The organism is Pseudomonas bharatica CSV86, from assembly GCF_000319305.2.
Lineage (GTDB): Bacteria > Pseudomonadota > Gammaproteobacteria > Pseudomonadales > Pseudomonadaceae > Aquipseudomonas > Aquipseudomonas bharatica.
In genome coordinates, this window is the sequence record NZ_AMWJ02000004.1 from 454,894 (window position 1) to 467,983 (window position 13,090).

The 13,090-nt window shown below is 64.2% G+C and carries 10 protein-coding genes and 2 pseudogenes; 11 read left to right on the top strand and 1 reads right to left on the bottom strand.

Annotation, left to right across the window (positions count from 1 at the left end; all coding sequences use genetic code 11):
- The first annotated feature begins 186 nt into the window (after positions 1 to 186).
- From CSV86_RS28560 to CSV86_RS28570, 3 genes are read left to right on the top strand one after another with little or no spacing between them, the layout of a single operon-like run.
- Positions 187 to 1,200, top strand: a complete 1,014-nt coding sequence (locus CSV86_RS28560; protein ID WP_009404258.1) for an aminoglycoside phosphotransferase family protein — start codon at positions 187 to 189, stop codon at positions 1,198 to 1,200.
- Entirely contained in the window at positions 1,197 to 1,868 is a 672-nt protein-coding gene (murU, locus tag CSV86_RS28565) for an N-acetylmuramate alpha-1-phosphate uridylyltransferase MurU (RefSeq protein ID WP_009404259.1), read from the top strand. The genes CSV86_RS28560 and murU overlap by 4 nt, the downstream gene beginning before the upstream one ends.
- Position 1,869: 1 nt before the next feature.
- Positions 1,870 to 2,631, top strand: a complete 762-nt coding sequence (locus CSV86_RS28570) for a TerB family tellurite resistance protein (RefSeq protein WP_009404260.1) — start codon at positions 1,870 to 1,872, stop codon at positions 2,629 to 2,631.
- On the opposite strand, the gene CSV86_RS28575 is transcribed toward CSV86_RS28570, so the two are convergent.
- Positions 2,628 to 3,620 carry an alpha/beta hydrolase family protein gene (locus CSV86_RS28575; RefSeq protein WP_037061643.1) on the bottom strand — a complete coding sequence of 331 codons (993 nt, stop codon included), beginning with the start codon at positions 3,618 to 3,620 and terminating at the stop codon, positions 2,628 to 2,630. The genes CSV86_RS28570 and CSV86_RS28575 overlap by 4 nt on opposite strands.
- A gap of 95 nt (positions 3,621 to 3,715) precedes the next feature.
- Between CSV86_RS28575 and CSV86_RS28580 the strand changes: the two genes are divergently transcribed.
- From CSV86_RS28580 to CSV86_RS28615, 8 genes and pseudogenes are all read left to right on the top strand, one after another.
- Positions 3,716 to 6,118, top strand: a complete 2,403-nt coding sequence (locus CSV86_RS28580; RefSeq protein ID WP_009404262.1) for a PAS domain-containing sensor histidine kinase — start codon at positions 3,716 to 3,718, stop codon at positions 6,116 to 6,118.
- Entirely contained in the window at positions 6,115 to 6,744 is a 630-nt protein-coding gene (locus CSV86_RS28585) for a response regulator (RefSeq protein ID WP_009404263.1), read from the top strand. Before CSV86_RS28580 ends, CSV86_RS28585 begins: the two co-directional genes overlap by 4 nt.
- A gap of 259 nt (positions 6,745 to 7,003) precedes the next feature.
- Positions 7,004 to 8,127, top strand: a pseudogene (locus tag CSV86_RS28590) (ABC transporter ATP-binding protein).
- Between the two features lie 40 nt (positions 8,128 to 8,167).
- Positions 8,168 to 9,202, top strand: a complete 1,035-nt coding sequence (locus CSV86_RS28595) for an ABC transporter substrate-binding protein (RefSeq protein ID WP_009404265.1) — start codon at positions 8,168 to 8,170, stop codon at positions 9,200 to 9,202.
- 66 nt (positions 9,203 to 9,268) lie between these two features.
- A complete protein-coding gene (locus tag CSV86_RS28600) occupies positions 9,269 to 10,516 on the top strand; it encodes an ABC transporter permease (RefSeq protein ID WP_009404266.1) in 1,248 nt (415 codons plus the stop codon).
- Positions 10,517 to 10,527: 11 nt separating this feature from the next.
- The gene (locus tag CSV86_RS28605) at positions 10,528 to 11,355 is read left to right on the top strand and encodes an ABC transporter permease (protein WP_009404267.1); all 828 of its coding nucleotides are present in this window, start codon (positions 10,528 to 10,530) and stop codon (positions 11,353 to 11,355) included.
- A 196-nt stretch (positions 11,356 to 11,551) separates the two neighbouring features.
- The gene (rpe, locus tag CSV86_RS28610) at positions 11,552 to 12,226 is read left to right on the top strand and encodes a ribulose-phosphate 3-epimerase (protein ID WP_009404268.1); all 675 of its coding nucleotides are present in this window, start codon (positions 11,552 to 11,554) and stop codon (positions 12,224 to 12,226) included.
- A pseudogene (locus CSV86_RS28615) lies at positions 12,223 to 13,038 on the top strand (phosphoglycolate phosphatase). Before rpe ends, CSV86_RS28615 begins: the two are co-directional and overlap by 4 nt.
- The last annotated feature ends 52 nt before the right edge of the window (positions 13,039 to 13,090 follow it).

Sequence of the window (13,090 nt, forward strand, 5' to 3'; positions counted from 1 at the left end):
AAAGCATGCCCCGCTTGACGGCTAGGCTCTGTAAGAAATGCATCCTGCTTGCATCAGGTGCATCGAAAACGGCTCGGAATGCGCATTTACAACCAGTAAACTCCGCTTCCTTGTCCGTTTTCGCCTCGCCTGGCCTGCGCATGATTACCCTCGATACAGCGCCCAGGGCCTTCGGAGACCCTTGCAATGCCCGATCACGATGTACGCCTGCAACACCTGACCGTCTGGCTCGATGAGCAACTGGCGAATCTGTTTCGAACCCAAGGGTGGGGCCAGGTTCCCGCAGGCAGCCTGACCGCCGCAAGCAGCGATGCCAGCTTCCGCCGTTATTTCCGCTGGCAGGCCGACGGCCGCAGTTTCATCATCATGGACGCGCCACCACCCCAGGAAAATTGCCGCCCCTTCGTAGAGATCGCCCGCTTGCTGGCGACTGCCGGCGTCAATGTGCCGGTGATCCATGCGCAGGACCTCGAGCGCGGCTTCTTGCTGCTGAGCGACCTGGGCAACCAGACCTACCTGGACGTGATCGACGCCGGCAACGCCGACGCCCTGTTCGACGATGCCATCGACGCGCTGCTGGCCTTCCAGCGCCTGCCCATGGACGCGCCTCTGCCAAGTTATGACCTGGCTCTGCTGCGCCGCGAGGTCGAGCTGTTTCCCGAGTGGTATGTCGGTCACGAGTTGGGCAAGACCTTCGACCAGCACCAGCTTGCCCTGTGGCAGCAGGCCAGCAGCCTGCTGATCGACAGCGCCCTGGCCCAGCCCAAGGTACTGGTGCACCGCGACTATATGCCACGCAACCTGATGCGCAGCGTGCCCAACCCGGGTGTGCTGGATTTCCAGGATGCGGTCTACGGCCCGGTCACCTATGACATCACCTGCCTGTTCAAGGATGCCTTCCTCAGCTGGCCGCAACCGCAGGTCGCCGCCTGGCTGAGGGATTACTGGGAGCGGGCGCGGGCTGAGGGCATTCCGGTGCAATCCGACTTCGAGGACTTTCACCGCGCCAGCGACCTGATGGGCGTGCAGCGTCACCTCAAGGTGATTGGCATCTTCGCCCGTATCTGCCACCGCGACGGCAAACCGCGCTACCTGGCCGACGTCCCGCGGTTCTTCTCCTACATAGAAGAAGTGATTTCCCGTCGGCCGGAGCTGAGCGGGCTGGGTGAACTGATCGACAGTCTCGGAGTGCGTTCATGAAGGCGATGATCCTTGCCGCTGGCAAGGGCGAGCGGATGCGCCCGCTGACCCTGCATACGCCCAAGCCGCTGGTGCCGGTCGCCGGGGTGCCGTTGATCGAATACCACCTCAAGGCGCTGGCCGCGGCGGGCTTCAAGGAGATCGTGATCAACCACGCCTGGCTCGGTCAGCAGATCGAGGATCACCTCGGCGATGGCTCGCGGTTTGGCCTGGATATTCTTTTCTCCGCCGAGGGTGAGCCGCTGGAGACCGGCGGTGGCATCTTCAAGGCGCTGCCGTTGCTGGGGGACGAGCCGTTCCTGCTGGTCAACGGCGATATCTGGACCGACTACGATTTCGCACGCCTGCGCCAGCCGCTGCAAGGCCTGGCTCATCTGGTGCTGGTGGATAACCCCGGCCATCATGGCGCCGGTGACTTCCGTCTGGTCGCCGGGCAGGTCGAGGACGGCGCCGGAGCCGACGAAACCCTGACCTTCAGCGGTATCTCGGTGCTCGACCCGGCGCTGTTCGCCGGTTGCGAGGCCGGCGCGTTCAAGCTGGCGCCGTTGCTGCGTGCAGCCATGGCCGACGGCAAGGTCAGTGGCGAGCACTTCCGCGGCCACTGGGTGGATGTCGGTACCCTTGAGCGACTTGCCGAAGTCGAGCGCCTGCTCGCCGAGCGTCGTTGATATGTTGTGGCCGAGCACAGTGATCGGAGCCGGAGCCGGCTTCGTCGTTGCCAGCATTCCTGGCGCGCTGTTGGGAGCCCTGCTCGGGCAGGCGATGGACCGCCGTTTGCAGTTGCACAGTTGGGCGCACCTGCGGGAAAAACTTGGCGGTCGTCCGGTGCTTCGCGACGACGAGGTGCTGTTCGTGCTGCTGGGGCGGTTGGCCAAGAGTGACGGGCGGGTGGTCGAAGCGCATATCCAGCAGGCGCGCCAGGAAATGCAGCGCCTGGAAATGAACGACGATGCCCGCAGGAAAGCCATCGCGGCATTCAACCTCGGCAAGGCCGGACGGGAGAGGGTCGAGGGCTACCTGCAGCGGTTGAAGCAACAGCCCCATGCCGCAGAAGGGGTGTTGCGTGCCTGTTGTCGCATGGCCTGGGCCGATGGCCGCGCCGGGCGTGACGAGAGGGAGTTGCTGCTGCACTGGGGCCGGCAACTGGGCTGGTCAGCGGCCAAGGTGCAGGCCCTGGCGGGCGACTATGAGCCGCGCAAGGCGGTGCTGGAAGGGCCCGGCAGCTACGCCGAGGCGTTGCGACTGCTGGGCGTCGGCCCGGACACCGCGCACAGCGAGATCAAGCAGGCCTATCGTCGCCTGGTCAGTCGCCATCATCCCGACAAACTGCAAGGCAGCGGGGCCAGTCCGGCCAAGGTACGCGAGGCGACCGAACGTACCCGCGAGCTGCACCAGGCCTACGCGATCATTCGCAAACGCCTCGAGTTCTAGTCCACGTTGCTCGGGTTCAGCCAGCCACGAATCCGCCGGAACAACTGCTCTTGCTCGGCAGAGCGGTTGCCGGGCATCGCGGTCAGGGCGACCTGCTTGTAGGTGCTGTCCTTCAGGCGCTTGCTGGCTTGCAGCCGCTGCTGTGCTGCCTGACGGGCCGATCCCTGATCGTTGTAGTAGAGGTCTGCGGTTGGCACTTTCAGCGACGGCGTCAGGCTTTCCAGGCTGTGTTCGGCCTTGATCGGCGCCTGCGCCGATACCATTACCAGCTTCTGCACTTGCGCCGGCTGGCGTTCGCTCAGGTAGCGCGCGGCCCAGTAGGCGCCGGTGCCGTTGCCAAGGATCACCACGCTGCGCGCGTTCTGCTGCTGGGCATAGGCCACGGCGGCATCGAGGCGGGCGAAGATGCGTTCGGCGTCAGTGTTGTCGCTGCTGGCGTCGGCGGGTGGGCTATCGCTGGTTTCCGCGTCGGTCTCCGGCGCCGTGGCCTGAGCGATGTTGGCGTTGGCGTCGGCCGGTGTGTCCTTGGCCGGAGCGGCCTTGCTGGTGTCTTCTGCCTGGGGCGCCGGGGCCGGGCTTTCAGTGCGGGCCACCGGGCTGTCGGTCAGCAGGTCGGGCAGGGCCAGGCTGAGGGTGCCCCAGCCCGCATCCGGGAACTTGCGCCGCAACGGACCGACGGTCTTCGGCCAGTCGGCGGTTTCGCCGGCGCCGGCAAGGAGTACCAGCACGCCGTGGGGCGCCGGATCATTCGCCGGTTTCCACAGGGCGAGGAAGCTGTCGCTGCCTGCCAGCAGGGTTTGTTGCTGTTCCTTGGGCACCTGGCGCTCCAGGGCGAGGGCGTCCTCTTGATTGCGCTCGATAAGGGCCGGGCGTTGCACCGTGGCATCCGCGCTGCTTTCTGGCGTTTTGCCATCCTCGGCATGGGCGCTGCAAGGTAGTATCAAGGTCAGGCATAACGCAGGAAGCGTTGCGCGATAAAGTGAGAACATTGATCGATCCAGGCCAGATTGAGACCGGCAGCCTAATGGTATTTGTCCGGGACGGCCATGCTCGGCAGGCGTCCTTCTATATGACGAGATTCAAGATGATTGGTTTGCGCCGTCTGTGGGTTATCGGCTGTTTTTTCCTGCCCTTGATCGTTTGGGCTGCTCCTGCGACCTCCTTGGTGCAGCTCGACCCGGCCCAGCGGGAATGGCTGGAGCAGCATCGCAGCCTGCGCGTGGGGATGATCCTGCAGGCGCCCTTCGCCCAGTTCGACCGGCGCCTGCAACAGTTGTCCGGGGTCAATGTCGAGGTCATGAACCTGCTGGCGCGCAACCTTGGCCTGGACCTGACGTGGCGCAACTTCGCCGACCAGGCCGAACTTGAGCATGCCCTGGCCCGGGGCGAGATCGATCTGGCCCCGGGCCTGACCCAGACGCCTGCCGGCCTGCGCCTGTGGCTGTTCAGCGATCCTTATATGCGCGTGCCGCAGTTGATCGTCGGCCAGCGCAACGGCGCGGTGGCGGTGGATGTGGAGAACATCGGCGAGATCGAGCGGGTTGCCGTGCGCATGCCCAGTGCGGTGGCTGACCATCTGCGCGCCACCTACACCAATCTCAACCTCCAGGGGGTGCCCGGCGAACGCCAGGCCCTGCAACTGGTGGTCAGCGAGCAGGCCCGTTATGCGGTAGTGGATGAAGCGCAACTGAGCCGGCTGTCCCGCGAGAGCGAGTTCAGCGAACTGGCGGTGGTGGGCGATATCGGTTTCCCGCAACTGCTGCGGGTCGCCTCACGGCGGGACTGGCCGTTGCTCGCGGATGTGCTTGAACGTGGTCTGCAGGCAATTCCCGCGAGGGACCTGGAAGAGCTGCACAGCCGCTGGCTGCAACCCCGGTATCCGCGCCTCAGCGAGTCCCCCGGTTTCTGGCAGAACCTTGCGCTGCTGTTCGCTGCGCTGTTCTTCAGCAGCGTGGCGATCATCGTCTGGCAGCGCCGCCAGCAGAGTTTCCTGGAACACAACCTGCTGGCAGCGCGGGAGGACCTCGCCGAGCGCCTGGGGCGTGAAGAGGCGCTGCGCCTTAGCCAGTTCTCCCTGGACCAGAGCACCGTCGGCATTCTCTGGGTGCACTGGGACAGCCATGTGCGCTATGCCAACCGCGCTGCCGAGGTCATGCTTGGCTACGAGCCGGGCAAGGTAGTGGAGCGACCGCTGATCGACTTCGAACCGCAACTGCACATGGACCGCTGGCTCGACCTGTGGAAGCGCGCGCGGGCCAGCGACGAGTCGGCGCAGCGCTTCGAAACCCAATGGCTGCGGGCCGATGGCTCGTTCCTGCCGGTGGACGTGTCCTTGAGCTTCCTGCGTTTTCGTGATGCCGAATACCTTGTGGTGTACCTGACGGACGTCAGCGAGCGCCGGCGCGCCCTGGCTGCCCAGCGCGAGAGCGAGGCGCGGCTCAAGGGGATCGCCGCCAACGTGCCCGGGTTGGTGTTCCGCCTGGAGCGCGACCCGGGGATCGACGAGCTGGAGTTTCCCTACATCAGCGAAGGCAGTGAAACCCTGGTCGGCTACGCCCCGGCGGAGATCCAGGATCCGAAGATGGGCCTGCGCAACCTGGTGCATGCCGATGACCGTGCGGACTATCACCGGGTTCAGGATCAGGCCCTGGCTACTGACAGCGACTGGTCCTGGCAGGGCCGCATACTCACCCGTCAAGGTGAGCAGCGTTGGGCCGATATCAAGGCCAGTGCCCGAACCCTGAGCAATGGCCGGGTGGTCTGGGACGGCATCGTCTGGGATATCACCCAGAGCAAGCAGGTCGAGCTGGAGCTGGAGAGCTCTCGCGAGCATCTGCGCGAGCTGGCCGCGCACCTGGAAAGTGTGCGTGAGGAGGAAAAGGCGCGGATCGCCCGGGAAGTGCATGACGAGCTGGGCCAGATGTTGACCGTGCTGAAGCTGGAAACGTCCATGTGCGAACTGGCCTACGCCGACCTTGATCCGGGTCTTACGGAGCGTTTGGGCAGCATGAAGCGCTTGATCGCCCAGCTTTTCCAGTTGGTTCGCGATGTGGCGACGGCGTTGCGCCCGCCGATCCTGGATGCCGGCATCGCCTCGGCCATCGAATGGCAGGCCCGGCGCTTCGAGGCGCGGACGCAGATTCCCTGCCTGGTCCAGGTGCCGGAAAACCTGCCCCCCTTGAGCGATGCCAAGGCTACCGGGCTGTTCCGGGTGCTGCAGGAGGTGCTGACCAATGTCATGCGCCATGCCCGGGCGCATACCGTGGAGATCAGCCTGACCCGGGAAGGACCTATGCTGTGTCTTAGTGTTAGCGACGATGGTGTGGGATTCATGACGGATGAGAGTCGGCCAAGCTCCTTCGGGCTGGTCGGCATGCGGGAAAGGGTGCTGATGCTAGGTGGCGAGATGCATCTGCACAGTGAACCTGGCGAGGGCACCAGCCTGAGCGTGCGTATTCCTTTGGATGAAACAGGAGCGGGGCAGTGATTCGAGTATTGGTGGCCGAAGACCACACCATCGTGCGCGAGGGCATCAAGCAGTTGATCGGCCTGGCCAAAGACATGCAGGTGGTGGGCGAGGCGGGCAATGGCGAACAGTTGCTGGACGCGCTGCGGCATACCCCGTGCGAAGTGGTCCTGCTGGACATTTCGATGCCGGGAGTCAACGGCCTGGAGGCGATTCCGCGGATCCGTGCCCTGAATGCACCACCAGCGATCCTGGTGCTGTCCATGCACGACGAAGCGCAGATGGCCGCCCGGGCGTTGAAGGTGGGCGCTGCGGGCTATGCCACCAAGGACAGTGATCCGGCCCTGTTGCTGACCGCGATCCGGCGGGTGGCCGGAGGCGGGCGCTATATCGATCCGGACCTGGCCGACCGCATGGTCTTCGAAGTCGGCCTGACCGATACCCGGCCGCTGCACTCGCTGCTGTCGGAGCGCGAGTTCTCGGTGTTCGAGCGCCTGGCCCAGGGGGCCAATGTCAACGATATCGCCCAGCAACTGGCGCTGAGCAACAAGACCATCAGCACGCACAAGGCGCGCCTGATGCAGAAGCTGAATGTCACCTCGCTGGCGGAGTTGGTGAAGTACGCGATGGAGCACAAGCTGCTCTGAGTGTTCTGAAAGCGACGTCTGAAAGAGTGATGTCGTTTGTGCGGGCCTCATCGCTGGCAAGCCAGCTCCCACAGGGTTCGGCAGCGCCGTGGATACTGTGGGAGCTCAAGACATACCTAAACCCGCCATCGTTGTAGGGCGATCCCTACAAGCACCCTTCCACCCGGCTGATATCAATCTCTCAGCACCCCCGATTTGCGCCGCCCGGGCCTTTCCTTACGCTTGGATCACAGCAGTCATCCAACAAAAAGGTGCAGGTATGAGTGAGGTCAGTTCGAACGCTGCGTCCGGCGAGATCCTGGTCAGCTTCCGTGGTGTGCAGAAGAGCTATGACGGCGAATCGCTGATCGTCAAGGACCTCAACCTGGACATCCGCAAGGGCGAGTTTCTTACCCTGCTTGGCCCCTCCGGCTCGGGCAAGACCACCAGCCTGATGATGCTGGCCGGCTTCGAGACGCCGACTGCCGGCGAGATCAAGCTGGCCGGTCGCTCGATCAACAACGTGCCGCCGCACAAGCGCGACATCGGCATGGTGTTCCAGAACTACGCGCTGTTCCCGCACATGACCGTGGCCGAGAACCTGGCCTTCCCCTTAGCGTGCGCAACCTGAGCAAGACCGACATCAGCGAGCGGGTCAAGCGCGTACTGAACATGGTCCAGCTCGATGCCTTCGCCCAGCGCTACCCCGGCCAGCTGTCCGGTGGCCAGCAACAGCGCGTGGCCCTGGCCCGGGCGCTGGTGTTCGAACCGCAGCTGGTACTGATGGACGAACCCCTCGGCGCCCTCGACAAGCAGCTGCGCGAACACATGCAGATGGAGATCAAGCACCTGCACCAGCGCCTGGGCGTGACCGTGGTCTACGTGACCCACGACCAGGGCGAGGCGCTGACCATGTCCGACCGCGTGGCGGTGTTCCATCAGGGCGAGATCCAGCAGATCGCCGATCCGCGCACCCTCTACGAAGAGCCGAAGAACACCTTCGTCGCCAACTTCATCGGCGAGAACAACCGCATCAACGGCCGCCTGCTCAGCAGCGACGGCGAGCGCTGCCTGGTGGCCCTGGCCCGTGGCGAGAAGGTCGAGGCACTGGCGGTCAACGTCGGCCAGCCAGGCGAGCCGGTGACCTTGTCGGTGCGTCCGGAGCGGGTGCGCCTGAACGGCCACAGCGAAAGCTGCGTGAACCGCTTCTCCGGCCGCGTGGCCGAGTTCATCTATCTGGGCGACCACGTGCGGGTTCGTCTGGAGGTCTGCGGCAAGGCCGACTTCTTCGTGAAGCAGCCGATCGCCGAACTCGACCCGGCCCTGGCCGTGGGCGACGTGGTACCGCTGGGCTGGGAGGTCGAGCATGCACGTGCCCTCGATCCTATCCTGGAAGCCCACTGAGGTTTGCTAACCAACACCCTGCACTGTGGAGAGAACAAGAATGCTCAAACACTTGAAGTTGACCGCCCTGGCATTGGGTCTGTGCACTGCGACCCACGCAATGGCGGCAAGCGATCTGACCGTGATTTCCTTCGGCGGCGCCAACAAGGCGGCGCAGGTCAAGGCGTTCTACGAGCCTTGGGAAAAGGCCGGCAAGGGCAAGATCGTCGCGGGCGAGTACAACGGGGAAATGGCCAAGGTCAAGGCCATGGTCGACACCAAGAGCGTGTCCTGGAACCTGGTAGAGGTCGAGTCGCCGGAGCTGGCTCGCGGCTGTGACGAGGGCATGTTCGAGGAGCTGGATCCTGCATTGTTCGGCAACGAGTCCGACTACGTGCCAGGCGCTATTCAGCCATGCGGCGTCGGTTTCTTCGTATGGTCCACGGTCATGGCCTACAACGCCGACAAGCTGAAGACCGCACCGACCAGCTGGAAGGATTTCTGGGACACCAAGAACTTCCCTGGCAAGCGTGGCCTGCGCAAGGGCGCCAAGTACACCTTGGAATTCGCCCTGATGGCCGACGGCGTTGCGCCGAAGGACGTCTACAAGGTGCTCGCCACCAAGGACGGCCAGGATCGCGCCTTCAAGAAGCTCGACGAGCTGAAGCCGAACATCCAGTGGTGGGAAGCCGGCGCCCAGCCGCCGCAGTACCTCGCTTCCGGCGACGTGGTCATGAGCTCGGCCTACAACGGCCGGATTGCTGCGGTGCAGAAGGAGAGCAACCTGAAGGTGGTGTGGAACGGCGGTATCTACGACTTCGACGCTTGGGCCATTCCGAAGGGCGCCAAGAACGCCGAGGAAGCGAAGAAGTTCATCGCCTACTCGGTACAGCCTGAGCAGCAGAAGATCTACTCGGAAAACATTGCCTACGGTCCGGCCAACTCCAAGGCGGTCGCACTGCTGTCCGACGAGATCAAGAAAGACATGCCGACCACCCCGGAAAACATCGCCAACCAGGTGCAGATCGACGTGGCTTTCTGGGCTGACAACAGCGAACAGCTGGAACAACGCTTCAACGCCTGGGCGGCCAAGTAAGTCGCCCCGATGGAGCGCCGGTGCCGAGCCGGCGCTCCCCGTTTTCCAAGATTTCCGGAGTTCGCTATGGCCATCGCAGTGCCCCTCAAAGAAGGCGCAGGTCCTACCCTCAAGCAGCGTCTGGCGCGTGCCGAGCGGGTCAACCGCTTCAAGGCGCAGGCGTTGATCGCGCCGCTGGCGCTGTTCCTGCTGCTGGTGTTTCTCGTGCCGATCGCCGCGCTGCTGTACAAGAGCGTCGGCAACCCCGAGGTGGTCGGCGGCCTGCCGCGCACCGTGGCCGCCGTGGCCGAGTGGGATGGCAAGAGCCTGCCGGGCGAGCCCGTCTATAAAGCGCTGAGCGAAGACCTCGCCGAGTCGCGCAAGAACCAGACCCTGGGCGACCTGTCCAAGCGTCTCAACATGGAACTGGCCGGCTACCGCAGCCTGCTGGCAAAAACTGCCCGGGCCCTGCCGTTCAAGACCGAGCCGGCTTCCTATAAGGAAGCGTTGCAGGAACTCGACGAACGCTGGGGCGACCCCGCGTACTGGCAGGCGATCCGCCGCAATACCAGCAGCGTGACGCCGTTCTATCTGCTGGCGGCCCTCGACCACCGCATCGATGATCTCGGTGAACTGGCCCCGGCCACCCCGGATCAATCCATCTACCTGGATATCTTCACCCGGACCCTGTGGATGGGCTTCGTCATCACCGCCATCTGCCTGGTGCTGGCCTATCCGTTGGCGTACCTGCTGGCCAACCTGCCGACCCGGCAGAGCAACCTGCTGATGATCCTCGTGCTCCTGCCGTTCTGGACCTCGATCCTGGTGCGGGTGGCGGCGTGGATCGTGCTCCTGCAATCCGGCGGCCTGATCAATAGCGCCTTGATGGCCATCGGCATCATCGACAAGCCGCTGGAACTGGTATTCAACCGTACCGGCGTATATATCTCGATGGTCCACATCCTGCTGCCGTTCATGATCCTGCCGATCTACAGCGTAATGAAGGGCATCTCGCCTACCTACATGCGCGCGGCCATCTCTCTGGGTTGCCATCCCTTCACCAGCTTCTGGCGCGTGTACTTCCCGCAGACCTACGCCGGCGTGGGCGCCGGGTGCCTGCTGGTGTTCATCATGGCCATCGGTTACTACATCACCCCGGCGCTGCTCGGCAGCCCGAACGACCAGATGGTCAGCTACTTCGTGGCCTTCTACACCAACACCAGCATCAACTGGGGCATGGCGACCGCGCTGGGCGGCCTGCTGCTGCTGGCCACCGTGCTGCTGTACCTGATCTATAGCTGGCTGGTCGGCTCCAGCCGCCTGCGTCTAAGCTGAGGAGCGTCGTCATGCTGAGTCCGTACATGTCGCCCGTCGAGCGGGTCTGGTTCTACAGCTTGCGCATTCTTTGCGGGCTGATCCTACTGTTCCTGGTGTTGCCGGTGCTGGTGATCATTCCGTTGTCGTTCAACTCCGGCAGCTTCCTGGTCTACCCGCTGCAAGGCTTCTCGTTGCAGTGGTACCACAACTTCTTCGCGTCCGATGAATGGATGCGGGCCCTGAAGAACAGCATCATCGTCGCCCCGGCGGCCACGGTGCTGGCGATGGTCTTCGGCACCCTGGCTTCGATCGGCCTGACCCGCGGGGACTTCCCCGGCAAGTCGCTGATCATGGCCCTGGTGATCTCGCCGATGGTGGTGCCGGTGGTGATCATCGGCGTGGCCAGTTACCTGTTCTTCGCCCCGCTGGGCCTGGGCAATAGCTTCCTGTCGCTGATCCTGGTGCATGCGGTGCTGGGTGTGCCGTTCGTCATCATTACCGTGTCGGCGACCCTGCAAGGCTTCAACCACAACCTGGTCCGCGCCGCAGCCAGCCTGGGCGCCTCGCCGATCACCACCTTCCGTCGGGTGACCCTGCCGCTGATCGCGCCTGGGGTGATCTCGGGGGCGTTGTTCGCCTTTGCGACCTCGTTCGACGAGGTAGTGGTAACGCTGTTCCTCGCCGGCCCAGAGCAAGCGACCCTGCCCCGGCAGATGTTCAGCGGGATTCGCGAGAACCTGAGCCCGACCATCGCGGCGGCGGCCACCCTGCTGATCGCCTTCTCGGTAGTGCTGTTGCTGACCCTGGAATGGCTGCGCGGGCGCAGCGAGAAGTTGCGGACCCAGCAGCCTTCTTGAGCTTGACTGGCCCCTGTGGGAGCTGGCTTGCCAGCGATTTGGCCCGACCTGACAACATCTTTGTCATTGCCGGCCCAATCGCTGGCAAGCCAGCTCCCACAGGGTTTTGCAGTGCTCAGGAGATCTCCATTCATCCATCATCTGCTTTTCCCTGATGTACAATGCGCGCCACCGTGAATTTGCCCAAAGGTGCGCCATGCAGCCCTTCGCTATTGCCCCCTCGATCCTGTCCGCCGACTTCGCCCGCCTGGGCCCGGACGTGGATGCCGTGCTTGCCGCCGGCGCCGATATCGTCCACTTCGACGTGATGGACAACCATTACGTGCCCAACCTGACCATCGGCCCGATGGTCTGCTCGGCCCTGCGCAAGTACGGTGTGACCGCGCCGATCGACGTGCACCTGATGGTCAGCCCGGTCGACCGCATCATTGGCGACTTCATCGAGGCCGGCGCCACCTACATCACCTTCCACCCGGAAGCCTCGCAGCACATCGACCGCTCCCTGCAACTGATCCGCGACGGTGGCTGCAAGGCCGGCCTGGTGTTCAACCCGGCCACCGGGCTGGACGCGCTGAAGTACGTGATGGACAAGGTCGACATGGTCCTGCTGATGAGCGTAAACCCGGGCTTCGGCGGGCAGAAATTCATCCCCGGTACCCTCGACAAGCTGCGCGAGGCCCGCGCCCTGATCGATGCCAGCGGCCGGGATATCCGCCTGGAAATCGATGGTGGCGTGAACGTGAAGAACATCCGCGAAATCGCTGCCGCTGGCGCCGACACCTTCGTCGCCGGCTCGGCGATCTTCAATGCCCCCGACTACAAGGCGGTCATCGACCAGATGCGCGCCGAACTGGCGCTGGCCCGCCCATGAGCGGCTTCGAGCAGCTGTTTGCGCAACGCCTGCCACGCCTGGTGATGTTCGACCTGGACGGGACCCTGATCGACTCGGTCCCGGACCTGGCGGCGGCGGTGGATCGCATGCTGCTCGAAATGGGCCGCGCGCCTGCCGGTGTCGCAGCCGTGCGCCAATGGGTCGGCAACGGCGCGCCGGTGCTGGTGCGCCGGGCCCTGGCCGGTGGCATCGAGCATTCGGCGGTCAACGACCAGGAAGCCGAGCACGGCCTGGAGATTTTCCTCCGTGCCTATGGCGAGAGCCATGACCGTACGGTGATCTATCCGGGCGTGCGCGACACCTTGTGCTGGCTGCAGGCGCAGGGCGTGGAAATGGCCCTGATCACCAACAAGCCCGAGCGCTTCGTCGGTCCGCTGCTGGACCAGATGCAGATCGGCCCGTATTTCCGCTGGATCATCGGGGCGACACCCTGCCACAGAAGAAACCGGACCCTGCCGCCTTGCTGCATGTCATGCAACTGGCCGGTGTAACGGCGGACGAGGCGCTGTTCATCGGCGATTCACGCAGCGATGTGCAGGCGGCGAAGGCGGCCGGGGTCAAGTGCGTGGGCCTGACCTACGGCTACAATCACGGCCGGCCGATCAGCGAGGAATCGCCGGCGCTGGTGATCGACGATCTGCGCGCCTTGCTCCCGGTTGCTTCGGTGCAGCCACTGAGCTAACGTTGAGCCCTTCAACCTTCCCCCCGGTAGAGATTCCATCGTGGTAGCACCTGGCAAACTCTGGATGAAAGTCATCAAGGCCCTGGCCCGTTGGCGTTGGCGCGCCTGACTTCTTTCCAGCCGGCTCCGACCCGGCCCGTTTGCCATTTGTCTTTTTCTGC